Origin of the sequence: Arthrobacter sp. SX1312 (assembly GCF_002929295.1) — a bacterium.
In the GTDB taxonomy this organism is placed as follows: Bacteria; Actinomycetota; Actinomycetes; order Actinomycetales; family Micrococcaceae; genus Arthrobacter_D.
Genome location: NZ_PJIM01000001.1, coordinates 1,107,398 through 1,124,047, shown reverse-complemented (window position 1 = coordinate 1,124,047; position 16,650 = coordinate 1,107,398). Strand labels below are relative to the sequence as shown.

Here is a 16,650-nt window from a genome sequence, read left to right as displayed (position 1 = left end):
TCTGCCGGGCGCCATGCAGACACCGGGTGCAGGTGGCGGACTCGCGGCGGTCCTGAAGAACCGATTCCTCCTCCGGCTTCTCGTGCGGAAGGAGATACGGGTCCGCTACCGCGGGTCCGTGCTCGGTCTGCTGTGGTCGTACCTCAAACCGCTCCTGCAGTTCTCGGTCTACTACATCGCATTGGGGATCTTCCTCAACCTGCAGGGCACGACGGAGAACTACGCCATCTACCTGTTCTCCGGGATCGTGCTCATCAACTTCTTCACCGAGGCCTTCGGCAACGCCACGCGATCCATCGTGGAGAACCGGGATCTGATCAAGAAGATCTACCTCCCTCGCGAGCTGTTCCCCATCTCGGCCGTCTGGGTGTCGGCGGTGCACTTCGTCCCACAGGCCCTCGTCCTCGCGGGCGCCTGCCTCGTCGTCGGATGGCGTCCGGATCTCCTCCAGCTGTTCCTGGTGCTCGTCGGCTTCCTGATCGTCGCCTGCCTCGCCAGCGGGCTCGGCCTGCTGTTCGGAGCGGTCAACGTGTACTTCCGGGACGCGGAGAACCTCGTCGACATGATCCTCATGGTGGTGACGTGGGCGTCACCGGTCCTGTACAGCTGGGTCCTCGTCAGCGACGCCCTCGGCAGCTGGTTCTTCCTGTACCAGCTCAATCCCATGACCGTAGCGGTCGAACTGTTCCATCTCGGCTTCTGGGTCCCCACCCTCGGGGACGGGACGGCCGGTTCCGCGCTGATGCCCGACCTCCTCGGTCTGTGGGTGCCCGTCGCCGCAGTCGTCTCAGTGATGATCCTCGTCCTCGGTCAGTTCGTCTTCCGACGCCTGTCGGCCAACTTCGCCCAGGAGCTGTGAGGATGTCCACCGACGCGATCATCGCCACCGGCCTGCAGAAACGGTTCGTCCTCCGTCATACCCGCTCGCTGAAAGAGGCCTTCGTCTGGTTCGTCCGCGGGCGCAGGGGTGAACTCGTCCAGAAGTTCAAGGCGCTCGACGACGTCGGGTTCACGGTGCGGACGGGGGAGACCGTCGCCTTGCTGGGCCTCAACGGATCGGGCAAGTCGACTCTCCTGAAGCTGATCTCCGGGGTGCTGCAGCCGGATGCAGGAGTCATCCGCACGCGAGGACATCTCGCCGGGCTCATCGAGGTCGGGGCGGGCTTCCACCACGACCTCAGCGGGCGGGAGAACGTCTACCTCAACGGCGCTATCCTCGGCATGTCCCAGCAGGACATCGAGGAGCGATTCGACTCCATCATCGACTTCGCCGAGATCGGCGAGTTCATCGACACCGAGGTGAAGTTCTACTCGTCCGGCATGTACCTCCGCCTCGCGTTCTCGATCGCGGTCCACACCGATCCGGACATCTTCCTCGTCGACGAGATCCTCGCCGTCGGGGACGAGCCCTTCCAGCGGAAGTGCCTGGCGAAGATCAGGGAGCTCGCCGCCGCGGGGAAGACCCTCATCGTCGTGAGCCACGACCTCGACCTGGTGTCCAGTGTCTGCGAACGCGGGATCCTCCTCGAGAACGGACGGCTCGTGAAGGACGGCGACGTCGCATCCGTCGTCTCGGAACTCAGACAGCGCGCAAGCGACCATTAGGAAGAGCCCGATCGGACCTCGCCGTCGTCGGAACGACGCAGGCACCGGGAATGCCAGGATTTGATGAGAGGGAAGAATTTTGAGACATGAGAGCGCCGGTGAGGCTCATCCGATGATGAGCCGACGCGCCGTTGTCCTGGGGATGCTCGGGCTGCCGTTCATCGCCACCGCGTGCACCAGCGGCAACGAGGACCCCGGGGCCGGGACGGACGTCTTCCCGATCGATGTGACGCATCATTTCGGGGTGACGACGGTCGAGGAACGGCCGGTCCGCATCGCGACCTTCGGCTTCGCCGCCGCGGACGTCTGCCTCGCGCTCGGGATCGCGCCCCTCGGCATGCCGGGGTCGAACGCCACCCCCTGGTACAACCTGCGGCGCGTCGCCGAGGAGACCCTGATGCCGGTCCTGTATCCGGATGATGTCGATCTGGCCCTCCCCGCGATCGAGGACCTCGAGCCGGATCTGATCTTCACCCTCGGTGCCGACATCACCCGCGAGCAGTACGGCCGGCTCTCCGAGATCGCCCCGGTCGTTCACGGGACGACCGCGGGGAAGCCCTCCTGGCGTGCGACGGTCGATCAGGTCGCACGGGCGATCGGCCGGTCCGGCGAAGGCGCCGAGCTCGTTCGTGACACCGAGCAGCGGATCACCGCGTCGGTCTCCGACTATCCGGATCTGCCCGGGACCACCTTCCTCGTCGTCGAGGCCTTCACCGCGGCCGGGGCCGACCTCGGGGTCTACGGTGCCGCGTCCGGACCCGTGCGCATCCTCGAGGAGTTCGGGATGAGCGTCGCGCCGTTCCCGACCGGCATGGAGGAGGGCGATGAGTTGGTGGACGATGTCTTCGGACGCGTCGGACAGGTCCGATGGCCTCGCGCCCGGGCGGACGAACTGCGCGCACAGGTCCTCGTCCTCGTCGCGGAACGAAGGCGGGCCCAGGAACTGGCGGACGAACTCGCGGGAGATCTCGATCCGGCACTTCAGGTCGTGCTGGCCCCGAAGGACGAGATGGGCGCTGCGATGATCATGGTGTCCCCGCTGAGTATCGAGTGGCTGGCGCGCAACTTCGTCCCCGTCCTCGCCGAGGCCGCATTCGACGTGCGCCGGTAGTCCGGTGCCCGGGAGAACCCGGGCCGGGTACGCCCTGATCCCTGACGGACCGGTGCTGCATGGTTTACTTGTCACGTGCGAAGGACAACAAGACCTGCTGTCCTTGTCGCAGTGCTGGCCACCGTCTACTCCGGGTTCAGGATGCACACGCCGAGCTTCTGGGTGGACGAAGCAGCGACGATCAGTGCCATCGATCGCAGCCTGCCCGACCTGTTCCGTATGCTGGGCAACATCGATGCCGTGCACGGCTTCTACTACCTCCTCGTGCGGGGGTGGGCAGCACTGTTCGGCCTGTCCGAGTTCGCGCTCCGATCACCGAGCCTGATCGCCATCGGTGTGGCCGCGGGGCTGGTGGTCGCCATCGGAAGACGGATCGGAAGCCTCGATTACGGCCTGACCGCGGCTGCCCTGATGGTGTTGCTGCCGAGGACCCAGTACATCGCCACGGATGCCCGCTCCTACGCCCTGGCGCTTGCGGCCGGTGTCGCTGCGACCTACTTCCTCGTTCGCGCCCGCGAGCTGCCGCAGCGGCGGTTCTGGGTCGGATACGCCGCGGCGGGCCTGCTGGCGACCCTCCTGTCCTTCTACACGGTGCTGGTCTTCGTCGCACACGCCGTGACCGTCTGCCTGGACCGGAGACTGAGGGAGAGCTGGCGTCCCTTCCTGGCAACGAGCCCGGCGTGGCTGATTCCCACGGCCTGCCTTGCCGTGATCGGCACGACCCAGCAGTTCCAGATCGCATGGATACGCCCGATCGACGGCGGCGTCGTCGCGGAAGTCGCCCTCCTCCAGTTCTTCAGCGACGCCTACCTCATGGTCGACGGTGACATCGCCCCTCTGCCGACGCCGGGCGAGAACCTCACCATGATCGGTCTTGCTGTCCTCCTGTGGGGCATGACGATCGTGGGGTCCCTGCGGCTGCGGAAGCATTTCGCCGGGACGCTGGCGTTGCCCCTGCTCGTGGTCCCTCTGCTCTGTGTCATCGGCGGGTCCCTGCTGCTTGGTTCGCCGTACTATCTGCCCCGCTACCTCTCGTTCGTTCTGCCGGCCGTCCCGCTGCTGGCAGCAGCGGTGGTGCTCCCTGTGCGCGGGTTCACCTCCCGTGGTGGACAGCAGGCACCGTCCGCCCGCCGGGACCGTCGGGCAGCGGTGGGTGTGCTGGCTGCCGTCGCCGTGCTCGCCCTCCCGTCCTATCTGGGCCAGCGGACGGAATACGGCAGGAGCCCGGAGGACGACTTCCGCTTCGTGGCGGACACGATCAGGGATGAGACGAGGACCGGGGAAGCTGTCGCCCTGACCGTGGATTCCGGCCTCGGCCGTATCGCCTACAAGGACTCCTTCGCCGGTCTGGTCGACGTCACGGTGGGGACCAGCGCAGATGAGTGGGGGAGGATCTACGATCAGCGCTTCGAACTGGAGGCCGTGAAGGACGAAGTCCTTCCGCACGATGTCATCTGGGTGGTGCATTCGAGGGGCGAGGTCGCCCCGGAGCGGACGCTCACGTCCTTGGGCTACCGCGCGGAGGAGCGCTTCGAAGGAACAGGCAGTGCGGTGGTCAGGTTCGTCCGCGAGGAGCCGTGACGTGCCCGCCGCCGTCGTGACCCGAGGGGCACGTCACGACGAGGCGCAGCCGGCACCGGCAGGTCGGCGAGGCTCGATACCCGTGGCGTGGGGGAGGATGTCCCTGCACGCGCTGATCGAGGCGGAACGTGGACCAGGGTGGAACGTGAACCCCGGCGCTCCGCGTCACGACTCCGTGCAGGCCTCGACACGGTAGAGGCGGGCGTCTCCTTCTTCGGCGACGAGGGAGATGCCGGGGGCACTCCCGTCCTCCAGGGCCAGGAAACCGATGTACGGTTCGTCGCCCGGCACGATCTCCTGATCACCGAAATCAAGAGCCCAGACGGCGCCCTCACTCGTGATGGCATCACAGACCGACACGTTGTAGCCTGCCTCGTCCCAGTGGTCGAGGAGTGTCTGCTCGTCGTCCGTGCGGTCACCGAAGATGTGCGGCGCGGTGGTGCGCCGGTCAGCGAGGGCGTAGACGAGGGACGCGCCGGTCCGGGGGTTGCCGACGATCACGTCTCCGGCCGGAACGAGATCGGGGACGCGCTGCAGGAGGGCGAGCTCATCGGTGGTCAGGAGCGGAGATTCCTCCTCGAGCGCGAAGACCTCCTCCATGCGGTTCTGGACCCCGGCCAGGGTTCCCCCCTGGGTCCCCACGCCGAGGACGAGGACGACCGCCACTGCAGTGATCGGACTGCTCAGGACCCTGGGCGCCACGTGCCGGGACCGTCCCACGGTCGAGGAGCTCGTACTCCTGGAGATGCCCTCGTCCTGCGCCATGCGCTGCTGCGCGATACGCCGCAGGAGACCGGTCAACCACTCGGCACCCAGAACGCTCAGGGGAAGCGTGACGACGGGAAGCAGCGCCGCAAGGCGGAAACTGTCGTTGTACCAGACCCCGGTCAGGAAGGTCCGGAACCACCCCAGGCTCCAGCTCGACACGATCATGTACAGCACGCCCCCGATGACGAACATCATGAGGATCCACCACATGTTCCGGAACTGCCGGGCCGCGACGTAGATTCCGGCGACCGTCAGGATCAGGAGCACCCACGCCGTGGTCGCACCCATCGGCGCACTCCCGAGCACCTCGCCGATCGCCCGGGCATTGGTCTGGAAGGGCGTCCACGGGGCGAAGGCCAGCGAGGGCCGGATCTTCAACCACGCAACAAGCGTGATGCCCGCATAGACGACGAAGAGGATGCCCCAGAGGACGGGGCGCGAGCGCTCGCCCGTCCCGTCACGGCGTCCCTGGAGCTCCCGCACAGCCCTTCCCGCCACTACCGGCCCGGCGAAGGCCAGAAGGGCGAGGAGGGTACTGGGGTGGGCGAGCGCGAGGCCGGGAAGAACCGCGGCCGCAAGCAGCAGGGCCGAGACGGAGAGTGAGCGACGACGCCCAGGGGTCATGCCGAGGGCCTCGACAGCCAGCCCCAGGGCTGCGGGCAGCAGGGCGATGGCTGCGTGGTTCGGGTAGAGGACCCCGAACGCGACCATCATGTACGGGAAGCCGCTCATGCCCGCGCACAGGACACCGGCAGCAAGCAGGGGGATGGGCCGGTAGCCGACGACCCGGCTGATCAGGAACACGCAGGAGAGGGGCCACACCAGGGCCCCGAGAACGATCGTGCCGGTGTTGACGGCGACAGGCACGGAGGTGCCGGTAATCATGACCACGAGTGCCATGAGATCGTGCATGGCAGCGGGGTAGAAGGCCTGGGAGGCTTCGGTCAGGTTCCCGAGGGTCAGCGCCGAACCGTTCTGGGTCTCGGCGATGTGTTTGATCGCATTCAGGTGGTACACGTTGTCGAACGTCTGCGAGAAGTTCTCCGGAGCCCCGAAACCCGCGATGTACCGGCTCCCGATGATCACGGCCGGGAACGCGACGGCGACCGGGATCAGCATCCTCGTGATCCAGGTCGGGAGCCCGTCACGGGCCATCGGCTGGTTGTCCACGAGGGCCAGATCCCCGTATCGGCGGACCGATCGGAGGCCGGCGGAATCCTTCCGGAGGAGCAGCCGGCGCGCGAACAGGACCACCGCAGCGAGGCCCAGGGAGAAGACGAGATACGACACCGGGTTGAACGCCACTCCGAGGAAGGGCAGGACCACTGCGAGGCACGAGCCGATCGTCATGGAGATCGGGGCCGACAGGGCGGCGAGGCTGAGCCTCCTGACGCCGGCTGCCGCCAGGACGAGAAGTCCCGGCCCGAAGAATACGAGTACCGTGCTAGCGAAAGCAGGGGCAGTGGCCCACCAGCTCATATGGTCATTCTCCTCGTCGTGTTCCTGAGGGCCGCGTTCGGAGGACACAGCGGTAGCCCTACGAGAAGATCGTTGCCCTCCGTGGCCCTCCCGAGCCGGGGAATCCGGTGGCTTGCCTGAAGCCCACCAGACCATGATTCGCGGCTCCCACGGGCTCAGCACCGGGGTCGCGACGCCTGTTGCTATGATTGCACATCATGGGTAACAGACCGCCTTCCGGCATCCTGATCGTCATGCCTGCCTGGAATGAAGCAGAGGCGATCGGTGACACCATCAGGGACATCAGACGAGTGGAACCCGGAATGGACATCCTCGTGGTCGACGACGGATCACGGGACGACACGGCGAGGATCGCAGCGGAGGCTGGCGCCGTCGTGCTGCGGCTCCCCTTCAATCTGGGCGTCGGCGGGGCCATGCGGACCGGTTTCAAGTACGCCATCCGCCACGGGTACTCGGGCGTGATCCAGGTCGACTCGGACGGGCAGCACATGCCCGAGGAGATCGCGAAGGTCGTGAGGGGCCTGGAGACGGCCGACATCTCCATCGGAGCGCGATTCGCCGGCAAGGGGGACTATCAGGCGAAGGGGCCGCGCCGCTGGGCCATGTCCCTTCTCGCCATGGTCATCTCCCGTGTGGCGGGTACCAGGCTGACCGATGTCACCTCCGGATTCAGGGCCGTGAACCAGCGCGGGCTGCACCAGTACATCGATCATTTTCCGGCGGAGTACCTCGGTGACACGGTCGATTCGCTCGTCGTCGCCCTCAAGTCGGGTTGTACGGTTACCCAGGTGCCCGTCGAGATGCGGCCGCGTCAGGCCGGCACCCCGAGCCAGAGCCCCTGGAAAGCCTCGATCTACCTCGCGCGGTCCGGGCTGGTCCTGTGCTTCGCCCTCGCCCGGAGAAGCACTCCGCGAGACCAACACGCTCCCTCGACCGGGGACATAGCAGGAGAAGGACCCGTACCCGTATGAGCGTGGCACTTTCACTGTTCTCCTCCATCCTCATCGTCGTGGCCGTCCTCGTGATGCTGCGGAACGGGAAACTGCGGGAGAAGTATGCGATCCTCTGGCTGGTGATCGGCAGCCTGTCGATCGTCCTGGCGCTGTTCCCCAGTATGTTGGAATTCGCGGCAGACGCGGTGGGCGTGATCATCCCGGCCAATCTGCTCTTCGCACTGGCCATCCTCCTGCTCCTGGGAGTGTCCCTGCACGTATCCCGCGAGTTGACGATCCTCGAGGACGAGACCCGGATCCTCGCAGAAGAGGTATCGATCCTCCGTTCGGCGGTGGAGCGGTTGAGCGGCTCGAATGCAACCAATGTCCCTCGGGACCGGACCGACCACCCCATGAACTTTGACCAACAGAGGAAAGACCAATGACTATTGACGTGATGTTCCCCTACTACGGGGATGTGGCGATGATGAAGGCGGCCGTCCAGTCCGTCCTCGATCAGGAATACCGTGACTTCGTGCTGACCATCGTCGACGACGGGTTCCCGGACGATTCGCTTCCCGCCTACTTCAAGGACCTGACGGACTCGGATAGTCGCGTCCGGTACTTCAGGAACGAGGTCAACCTCGGTGCGAACGCGAACTACCGGAAGTGCCTGTCCCTCATCGAGCACGACTACGTCGTGATCATGGGAGCGGACGACCTGATGCTCCCGAACTATCTCTCCGTGGTGCACGAGGGGTTCGCCGGGCAGTCCGTGGACATCATCCAGCCCGGCGTGGACGTCATCGACGAGAACGGGACCGTCTACGAGCCGATGGGCGATCGGGTCAAGAGCTACCTGCGCCGTCGGCTCGTGGGGGAGAGCGCGAGTGCGGTCGTGGAAGGCGAACCGCTCGCCGCGAGCCTCCTCACCGGAGACTGGCTGTACTTCCCGTCCCTCGCCTGGCGGTCCGAAGCCATCAAGCGTCACAGCTTCCGGGAACAGTACGACGTCGTTCAGGACCTCGCCCTGGCGACGGACATCATCATGTCGGGCGGGAAGATGCTCGTCCTGGCGGAGACCTGCTTCCTCTACCGGCGCCATCGCGAGTCCGATTCCTCCGTGCGGGCCCTCGACGGCCGCCGGTTCGCCGAGGAGCGCGCCTTCTTCGACGAGTGCGTCAAGGATTTCCGGAAGCTCGGATGGGAGCGGGCTGCCACGGCCGCCGGCCGGCACGCGTCGTCCCGGCTCCACGCACTGACCCTTCTACCGCAGGTGGCTCGACGCCGTATGTGGGGCGGGATGCGTAAGCTGACCGCTCACGCCCTCGCCAGGTAGTGATGCTCGGCAGGTCCTCTACGCCACGGCCTGCGCGGGCCGACCGGAGCGTCTCCGGCACGTGGTACCTCGTCGGTTCGCTGCTCCAGGGTCTGGGGCTCCTGCTCATCCAGCCCTTCGCTGTCAGGATCCTCGACGAACGACAGTGGGGATACGTCTCGACGTCGGTGGTGACGATCCAGGTCCTGGTCGTCCTCATCTCTGCGGGCCTTCCGCTCGCGATCACGAACCTCTGGTTCGCGCGGGAGCGGGGACAGGACCGCTCCCGTGAGATGTACGGATTCATGGCCATCGCCTCCGCGGCACTGGCCGCCGCAAGTGCGCTCGGCCTCCTCGGTCTGGGTGCCCTGACGGGGGAGGGTGTGGCGTCCACCACGGTCCTGTCGGTGGTCAGCGTCGGGATCCTCGGAACGGTGCTGGGCTCGCAGGCCGTGCTCCGCGCGCAGAACCGGCCCGGGCGTTTCGTGCTGCTCAGTATCGGGTCATCCGTCCTGGCCAACCTCCTCGGTCTGCTGGGCATCATCTTCATCGCGCCCACCGCCGAGGTCTACATGGGCGCCTACAGCCTCGCGGTCCTGGGTTCCGGAGTCGCGGCCCTCGTCCTCGCCCGGCCGCGTCCTCCGTGGAAGGTGCCGGGCTCGGGCCGTGAATCGCTGAAGATCGCCGTACCGCTGCTGCCGCACACGGGAGCACTCATGCTGCTCACGCAGGGGTCCGTCCTGATCCTCGCCTATGCCGCCGCGGTCGAGGACGCGGGTCATTTCGGCACGGTCCTGATCTTCGCATTGGGTCCGATCACGATCCTGAACGCCCTGAACAACGCCTGGTCCACCCGGATGATGTCCGCCGGAGAGGATCAGCTGGTGGACGAAACGCGGCGCGTGTCCCTCGAAGCCGTTGCCTGGGCGGTGGGGGTCGGGCTCCTCGCCGCCTCCGGTGCGGCCGTGGGATCGTTCATCCTCTCGACCGAGCCCGGGCTCGTCTGGCCGATCGCGATCACGCTCCCGCTGGTGTCGATCGGATACGCGTTGTTCCTCGTGGCCTCCAATCTGCTGTACATCGCCGACGGGACCCGGCGCCTCGCCTTCGTGACCCCCGGTGTCCTGGTGGTCGTCGCCGTGCTCGCCTGGTGGCCGGCCTCGGAGGCCGACCTCGTGGTGGTGGCCATGATCCAGGTGCTCGGGTTCGCGTGCCTCGGCCTGCTGACCTACGCGATGGTCCTGCGGACGCCCCCTGGCAGAAGCGTGCCCCTCGCACTGTTCCTGGGCGGTTTCGGCCTGCAGGTGGGCGTCGTGGTCCTGCTCGGCCTCGTCCCGCTCAGCTTCATCGCGGGCGTGATCGAGGTTGCCGTGATCGTCGCGCTGCTCGTGGTGCTGTTCCTCCTCCGGTCCCGGCGGAAGGCCGTGCAGACGCTGTCGGGCTCCGCGAAGCACTAGGACGCGACGGCGGCGAACCGTTCCGCGAAGGTCGGGATGAGCGAGCGGACGTAGCTCCGTGCGACGTGGTCCCGGTCGAAGTAGACGTGAAGGCCGCCGATGGCCGCGTAGCAGGTGTCATCCGGGCAGAATCGGTCCGAGAGGTCGATCACGTGGATGTCCGGTGCGTCCAGCGCGCGTGCCGCTTCGGCGACCGGATCGGCGGGTAGCGCCTGCGTCTTCGGGTTCGCGCAAGCAAGTGGTGACTCCTCGTTGCGGGCGAGGCACTCCGGCGTCGAGCGATCCAGGGTGAGCGGGGTGTCCCTGATGATGTACACCTCCGTGCCGCGTGCGGTCCATGGAACCACGCGGTCCGAGAATGCTGTCCGGTACTGCTCGGCCTGCGGGCGACCGGTGCCGTCGTCGATCTCCTCTCCGGCGGAGAAGGAGGAGAGGAACACGACGTCGGGCGGGGCTGCGAGGACGCGGTCGGACACCGACCGGCTCCACTGCAGGCACCGCTGCTGCACCCTGCTGTCGGTCGTCTCCGCTCCCATGAAGGCGGACCGCTTCACATCGACGTAGGGACACCCGCCCAGGAGACTGACGGTGACCTTCCAGTGATTCTCGCGTGCCAGGGGAAGGATCGCCGCTTTCCACTGCTCCGCATGGGAGTCGCCGATCAGCCAGACGGTCTCGGCATCCTCCCGGCCGTCCGAGAAGTCACAGAGCGTCAGGAGCTTCTCGTCACCCACGACGATCGGGTCGGGGTGGGGGCCGCACTGCTCGTCGGTGAACCACGGGGCTTCTCCGGCGCCGATACCGGTCGCCGCCGGCGGTCCGAACGGTTGCTCGCACACGGCTGCGGACAGGCTCTTGGCTCCGAAGCAGTCTCCTCCGGACAGCGCGTCGAGCCGCCGTGCGTCTGCCGCCTGAGCGAAGCCGGCAACGACGATCAGGGCTGCGCAGATCGTCGTCACCGTCACGGTCGCCGCGACCGTCACGCCCAGGATCCGGCGAGGCGAGGCGCCCGGCAGGAAGCGGGACCTGCCCGGATCCTCGATGTACTTCTTCGTCAGTCCGGCGAGGACCACGGACAGCAGGACCGCCAGGAGGAGATCGGAGGTGTCCAGCGGACGATCGATGATCGATGGCAGCAGAATGATGACGGGCCAGTGCCACAGATAGAGGGAGTAGGAGATGTTCCCGAGTATCTGGACCGGGGTGACACTCAGCACGGTGTTGGGGGACCAGAGGGGTGACCGCGGGCCGGACGCGATGATGAGCGCCGTACCCACCACAGGGACCGCCGCGAGATACCCGGGGAAGGGCGTCGATTCGTCGAACACCAGTGCCGAGGCGGCTATGAGGACCACTCCCGTCCACTGCGCGACGCCTGCGACCCGGAGGCGCCCCGAGTAGCGCTCGTCGGTGAACCAGGTTGACGCAGCTGCCGCGATGAGCCCGCCGGCGGCGAACTCCCAGACCCGGGTGGGCGTCACGAAATAGGCTTCGCTCCGGCTGATGTGGGTGAGGTGGATCGAGAAGGCGAACGAGGCCGCCCCGACCGCGGCAAGCGCAGCCAGCATGAAGGTCTGCGGCGAGCGTCGCCTGCCGGCGAGGGAATACACACCGATGAGCAGGAGCGGCCAGATCAGGTAGAACTGTTCCTCGACGGACAGCGACCAGTAGTGCTGGACGGTGGATGCCTGGTTGTTCAACGCCGAGTAGTCGACGGACTGCGCAGCGAGGGACCAGTTCTCCAGGTACAGGGTGCTGGCGATGGTCTCCCGTCCGATCGAGATGAGCCGATCCGTGGGCAGATAGACCGTCGCGACCAGGAGGGACAGGAGAGCGACGAGCAGTGCGGCGGGCAGGAGGCGTCGCGCCCTCCGCGCGTAGAACTGCCCGAGCCTGATCCTCCCGGTGCGCTTCAACTCGCCGAGCAGGTGCTGCGTGATGAGGTAGCCGGAGATGACGAAGAAGACATCGACCCCGACGTAGCCGCCGGAGAGGAGATCGGGCCACAGGTGGTTGACGACGACGAGGAGGACAGCCAGCGCCCGGAGCGCTTAGATGTCGCGGCGCTGCGGTTTCCCGAGCTTAGCCCGTCTCGGCGGCCCGACCCGGGCAGCATGGTCGATCACTCAGTCTCCTTCTGGTGGGGCGCGTCATCCGGGTGTCCGGGCCGACAGGCGCGAGCCCATGGTATCCCCCTCCCTTCCCCCGTCAGCCCGGTGCGGCGGTGGGGTGGGTCAGGTTCGTTTGACGCCTGTGGTGGGGGTCCAGGTGAGGGTTCCGCGTTGGAAGGTCTGGGTGCAGCGGGTGCTGGTGGTGCAGGTCTGGTTGGTGGTGGGGTAGCCGAGGGTTCCGTTCTCGGCGCCGGACTGCCGGTAGGTGGTGCGGATCGGTCCGTTCGCGGTGATGCGGGCTCCGGTCTTGGAGCTCCAGAGGATCTCGCCGCCCTGGAATGACTGGTAGCAGCCGTTGTCGCGGATCCCGCAGATCTCGTTGACCCGGGGGTATCCCAGGGCGCTGTTCTCGGCGCCGGCGCCGCGGTAGGCGGTGCGGATGGATCCGGTGGTGACGAGTTTGGCTCCGGTGGCGGCCGACCAGAGGATCTCGCCGCCCTGGAAGGACTGGTAGCAGCCGCCGTTCTTCAGGCCGCAGATCTCGGCGGTGAGGGGGAAGCCCAGTCGTCCGTTCTCGGCTCCTATGGACCGGTAGAGGTTGCGGATGCCGCCCTGCCTGCTGATGTTGGCTCCGGAGGCGGCGGACCAGAATATTTCGCCGCCCTGGAAGGACTGGTAGCACCCTCCGTCGCGGATACCGCAGATCTGTGCGTTCACGGGGTAGCCGAGGAGGCTGTTCTCCGCTCCTGCCGCACGGTAGGTGGTGCGGATGGGGCTGTTGTAGGTGATCCGGGCTCCGGTGGCGGCCGACCAGATGATCTCGCCGCCCTGGAAGGACTGGTAGCAGCCGCCGCTCCTCAGGCCGCAGGTCTCCTTGCCGGCGGGGAACCCGAGGACGCCGTTCTCGGCTCGGGAGCTGCGGTAGAGGTCACGGATCGCGCCGGCCCTGCTGATGTGTGCTCCGGTCTTGCTGGAGTAGAGGATCTCCCCGTTCTGGTATGCCTGGTAGCAGCCCTCGAGTTTGAGTCCGCAGGTCTCCGCGGTGACGGGGTAGCCGAGGATGCCGTTCTCTGCTCCTGCGGCACGGTAGGCGGTGCGGATCACGCCGGCCTTGGAGATCTGGGCCCCGGTGGTCGGGGACCAGAGGATCTCGCCTCGCTGGAAGGCCTGGTAGCAGCCGCCGTTCCTCAACCCGCAGGCCTCCGCGCCGATCGGGAAGCCCAGTGCTCCGTTCTCCGCTCCTGCGGCACGGTAGGCGGTGCGGATCACGCCGGCCTTGGAGATGTGGGCTCCGGATGCGGTGGACCAGAACACCTCGCCCTTCTGGAACGACTGGTAGCAGCCGCCGTCGCGGATCCCGCATACCTGCGCGGCCTTCGGGTAACCCAGGACACCGTTCTGGGCCCCGGCTCCCATCCATGCATTGCGGATCGCGCCGTTCGAGGAGATCACGGCACCGGTCCCGGAGGACCAGATGACCGCACCATTCGTGAAGCCCTGGTAGCAGCCCCCATCGACCAGGCCACAGACCACACCGGACTGCACAGCACCGAGCTGCGGGGCAGAAGACACCACCGCCGCAATCGCCGCCGCCGCCCGCGCGTCCGGCGAGTTCGTGTTGTTCCTCGCGAAGGCATCCAGGCTCGCGAGATCTCCGTTCCACTGGTTCCAGTCGCCGATCACCGGGCCGCTGTCGGTGTACTGCCAGACGTCCTGCCTGGTCCAACCGGTGGGCATCGTGCCGGGGGTGGTCGTCCCGTAGCGTGCCACGTGCAGTGCGTGATCGCCGAACGCCGTGGAGTTGCCGGTGCATTGGTTCCACCAGCTGGCAGCCGTGTAGATCATCGGCTTGCGGCCGGTCAGCTCCTGCATCCTTTGTGAGAACTCACTGATCCAGGCGACCATCTGGGGCGGTGTCATGTTGTAGCAGGTGTTGCCCAGTGACGGGTAGGGATTGAATTCGACGTCGAGAAGGGGCGGGAGTGTCCTGCCGTCCGCACTCCATCCCCCACCGTTCCTGACGAAGAACTCTGCCTGTTCAGAGGCCGAAGACATGTTGGGTAGGGCGAAGTGATATGCGCCCCGGTACATGCCGGAATCCGCAGACCCTGCGTACTGGTCGGAGAAGTAGGGGTTGATGTAGTCGTTGTTCTCGGTTGCCTTCACGTAGGCGAAGCGGGCACCGTACGCCCATGCCGACGACCAGTTGACGAACCTCCCCTGATGACTGCTCACATCCACACCGAGGACTCCGCCAGGATTCCAGTAGCTCGTTGCCGCCGAACCTCCTCCCGAGGGGGATTCGGCGCCCTTCATCCCATCAGGGCGGTTGTCGCGCGACTCCTCGGCGCGAGGGATCTGGGGGTCGCCGGTCTCGGCGATCCGTGCGAGGCCCTGCCCCATGGAGGCGTTCCTCTCCTCGGGCACCATCGCGGGGAGACCCTGCTGTTCCGTCTCCTCCTTCGGAGGGTCGGAGACCTTCCGATCAGTGACCGTCCCGTCGTCGACGGGGGCTTCGTCGCCGGCCGGGGTCTCGTCGACGGGGGCTTCGTCGCCGGCCGGGGTCTCGGCGACGGTGGCGGGAAGCCCTTTGGCGGTCGGAGCGACCTGCGGTGTGGCTGTATCGGTGGTCTCGGTCGCCAGGGCAGGCGACATCGACACAGGGGTCACGGGACCGATGAGGATCGCTGCAAGCAGCAGAGCGACGCCGGTCAGGGTGGAGGTTCGTCTGGTTGTCACAGTGGATCACCTATGTATTCGGGGGCTGTGCCCGGAGGCACGCGTGCTGGTGGATCGATCGGTGGGGTGGGTCAGGTTCGTTTGACGCCTGTGGTGGGGGTCCAGGTGAGGGTTCCGCGTTGGAAGGTCTGGGTGCAGCGGGTGCTGGTGGTGCAGGTCTGGTTGGTGGTGGGGTAGCCGAGGGTTCCGTTCTCGGCGCCGGACTGCCGGTAGGTGGTGCGGATCGGTCCGTTCGCGGTGATGCGGGCTCCGGTCTTGGAGCTCCAGAGGATCTCGCCGCCCTGGAATGACTGGTAGCAGCCGTTGTCGCGGATCCCGCAGATCTCGTTGACCCGGGGGTATCCCAGGGCGCTGTTCTCGGCGCCGGCGCCGCGGTAGGCGGTGCGGATGGATCCGGTGGTGACGAGTTTGGCTCCGGTGGCGGCCGACCAGAGGATCTCGCCGCCCTGGAAGGACTGGTAGCAGCCGCCGTTCTTCAGGCCGCAGATCTCGGCGGTGAGGGGGAAGCCCAGTCGTCCGTTCTCGGCTCCTATGGACCGGTAGAGGTTGCGGATGCCGCCCTGCCTGCTGATGTTGGCTCCGGAGGCGGCGGACCAGAATATTTCGCCGCCCTGGAAGGACTGGTAGCACCCTCCGTCGCGGATACCGCAGATCTGTGCGTTCACGGGGTAGCCGAGGAGGCTGTTCTCCGCTCCTGCCGCACGGTAGGTGGTGCGGATGGGGCTGTTGTAGGTGATCCGGGCTCCGGTGGCGGCCGACCAGATGATCTCGCCGCCCTGGAAGGACTGGTAGCAGCCGCCGCTCCTCAGGCCGCAGGTCTCCTTGCCGGCGGGGAACCCGAGGACGCCGTTCTCGGCTCGGGAGCTGCGGTAGAGGTCACGGATCGCGCCGGCCCTGCTGATGTGTGCTCCGGTCTTGCTGGAGTAGAGGATCTCCCCGTTCTGGTATGCCTGGTAGCAGCCCTCGAGTTTGAGTCCGCAGGTCTCCGCGGTGACGGGGTAGCCGAGGATGCCGTTCTCTGCTCCTGCGGCACGGTAGGCGGTGCGGATCACGCCGGCCTTGGAGATCTGGGCCCCGGTGGTCGGGGACCAGAGGATCTCGCCTCGCTGGAAGGCCTGGTAGCAGCCGCCGTTCCTCAACCCGCAGGCCTCCGCGCCGATCGGGAAGCCCAGTGCTCCGTTCTCCGCTCCTGCGGCACGGTAGGCGGTGCGGATCACGCCGGCCTTGGAGATGTGGGCTCCGGATGCGGTGGACCAGAACACCTCGCCCTTCTGGAACGACTGGTAGCAGCCGCCGTCGCGGATCCCGCATACCTGCGCGGCCTTCGGGTAACCCAGGACACCGTTCTGGGCCCCGGCTCCCATCCATGCATTGCGGATCGCGCCGTTCGAGGAGATCACGGCACCGGTCCCGGAGGACCAGATGACCGCACCATTCGTGAAGCCCTGGTAGCAGCCCCCATCGACCAGGCCACAGACCACACCGGACTGCACAGCACCGAGCTGCGGGGCAGAAGACACCACCGCCGCAATCGCCGCCGCCGCCCGCG

12 protein-coding genes are annotated in these 16,650 nt (G+C 66.9%); 8 read left to right on the top strand and 4 right to left on the bottom strand.

Annotated features, from left to right (window positions below; genetic code table 11):
* Nucleotides 1–13 precede the first annotated feature (13 nt).
* The 4 genes from CXQ92_RS05315 (at nucleotide 14) to CXQ92_RS05300 (ending at nucleotide 4,297) form a co-directional block, all read left to right on the top strand.
* Nucleotides 14–859, top strand: a complete 846-nt coding sequence (locus CXQ92_RS05315) for an ABC transporter permease (RefSeq protein ID WP_181033582.1) — start codon at nucleotides 14–16, stop codon at nucleotides 857–859.
* A 2-nt stretch (nucleotides 860–861) separates the two neighbouring features.
* The gene (locus CXQ92_RS05310) at nucleotides 862–1,605 is read left to right on the top strand and encodes an ABC transporter ATP-binding protein (RefSeq protein ID WP_104165867.1); all 744 of its coding nucleotides are present in this window, start codon (nucleotides 862–864) and stop codon (nucleotides 1,603–1,605) included.
* A gap of 112 nt (nucleotides 1,606–1,717) precedes the next feature.
* A complete protein-coding gene (locus CXQ92_RS05305; protein ID WP_104165866.1) occupies nucleotides 1,718–2,716 on the top strand; it encodes an ABC transporter substrate-binding protein in 999 nt (332 codons plus the stop codon).
* Between the two features lie 111 nt (nucleotides 2,717–2,827).
* The gene (locus CXQ92_RS05300; RefSeq protein ID WP_104165864.1) at nucleotides 2,828–4,297 is read left to right on the top strand and encodes a glycosyltransferase family 39 protein; all 1,470 of its coding nucleotides are present in this window, start codon (nucleotides 2,828–2,830) and stop codon (nucleotides 4,295–4,297) included.
* Between the two features lie 165 nt (nucleotides 4,298–4,462).
* On the opposite strand, the gene CXQ92_RS05295 is transcribed toward CXQ92_RS05300, so the two are convergent.
* A complete protein-coding gene (locus CXQ92_RS05295) occupies nucleotides 4,463–6,544 on the bottom strand; it encodes a DUF6541 family protein (RefSeq protein ID WP_104165862.1) in 2,082 nt (693 codons plus the stop codon).
* Between the two features lie 197 nt (nucleotides 6,545–6,741).
* Here CXQ92_RS05295 and CXQ92_RS05290 point away from each other — a divergent pair, with 197 nt between their 5' ends.
* Genes CXQ92_RS05290 through CXQ92_RS05275 form a run of 4 tightly spaced genes read left to right on the top strand, consistent with a single transcriptional unit; the run spans nucleotide 6,742 to nucleotide 10,251 of the window.
* Nucleotides 6,742–7,515 carry a glycosyltransferase family 2 protein gene (locus tag CXQ92_RS05290; RefSeq protein WP_219815681.1) on the top strand — a complete coding sequence of 258 codons (774 nt, stop codon included), beginning with the start codon at nucleotides 6,742–6,744 and terminating at the stop codon, nucleotides 7,513–7,515.
* A complete protein-coding gene (locus CXQ92_RS05285; protein ID WP_104165860.1) occupies nucleotides 7,512–7,922 on the top strand; it encodes a DUF2304 domain-containing protein in 411 nt (136 codons plus the stop codon). Before CXQ92_RS05290 ends, CXQ92_RS05285 begins: the two co-directional genes overlap by 4 nt.
* The gene (locus CXQ92_RS05280) at nucleotides 7,919–8,815 is read left to right on the top strand and encodes a glycosyltransferase family 2 protein (protein WP_104165858.1); all 897 of its coding nucleotides are present in this window, start codon (nucleotides 7,919–7,921) and stop codon (nucleotides 8,813–8,815) included. The genes CXQ92_RS05285 and CXQ92_RS05280 overlap by 4 nt, the downstream gene beginning before the upstream one ends.
* 2 nt (nucleotides 8,816–8,817) lie before the next feature.
* Nucleotides 8,818–10,251, top strand: a complete 1,434-nt coding sequence (locus CXQ92_RS05275) for a lipopolysaccharide biosynthesis protein (protein ID WP_104165856.1) — start codon at nucleotides 8,818–8,820, stop codon at nucleotides 10,249–10,251.
* On the opposite strand, the gene CXQ92_RS18370 is transcribed toward CXQ92_RS05275, so the two are convergent.
* The 3 genes from CXQ92_RS18370 to CXQ92_RS05260 form a co-directional block, all read right to left on the bottom strand.
* Nucleotides 10,248–12,290 carry an acyltransferase family protein gene (locus tag CXQ92_RS18370; RefSeq protein ID WP_258069800.1) on the bottom strand — a complete coding sequence of 681 codons (2,043 nt, stop codon included), beginning with the start codon at nucleotides 12,288–12,290 and terminating at the stop codon, nucleotides 10,248–10,250. The two genes, CXQ92_RS05275 and CXQ92_RS18370, sit on opposite strands and share 4 nt — an antisense overlap.
* A 195-nt stretch (nucleotides 12,291–12,485) precedes the next feature.
* Entirely contained in the window at nucleotides 12,486–15,101 is a 2,616-nt protein-coding gene (locus tag CXQ92_RS05265) for a GH25 family lysozyme (protein WP_258069718.1), read from the bottom strand.
* Nucleotides 15,102–15,172: 71 nt separating this feature from the next.
* On the bottom strand, nucleotides 15,173–16,650 hold a 1,478-nt coding region (locus tag CXQ92_RS05260), incomplete at its 5' end, for an LGFP repeat-containing protein (RefSeq protein ID WP_368784556.1).

Coding starts and splice junctions, on each gene's coding strand:
- CXQ92_RS05310 (WP_104165867.1), top strand. CDS start 862: ATGTCCACCGACGCGATCATCGCCACCGGCCTGCAGAAACGGTTCGTC.
- CXQ92_RS05275 (WP_104165856.1), top strand. CDS start 8,818: ATGCTCGGCAGGTCCTCTACGCCACGGCCTGCGCGGGCCGACCGGAGC.
- CXQ92_RS05305 (WP_104165866.1), top strand. CDS start 1,718: ATGATGAGCCGACGCGCCGTTGTCCTGGGGATGCTCGGGCTGCCGTTC.
- CXQ92_RS05290 (WP_219815681.1), top strand. CDS start 6,742: ATGGGTAACAGACCGCCTTCCGGCATCCTGATCGTCATGCCTGCCTGG.
- CXQ92_RS05315 (WP_181033582.1), top strand. CDS start 14: ATGCAGACACCGGGTGCAGGTGGCGGACTCGCGGCGGTCCTGAAGAAC.
- CXQ92_RS05280 (WP_104165858.1), top strand. CDS start 7,919: ATGACTATTGACGTGATGTTCCCCTACTACGGGGATGTGGCGATGATG.
- CXQ92_RS05295 (WP_104165862.1), bottom strand. CDS start 6,544: ATGAGCTGGTGGGCCACTGCCCCTGCTTTCGCTAGCACGGTACTCGTA.
- CXQ92_RS05285 (WP_104165860.1), top strand. CDS start 7,512: ATGAGCGTGGCACTTTCACTGTTCTCCTCCATCCTCATCGTCGTGGCC.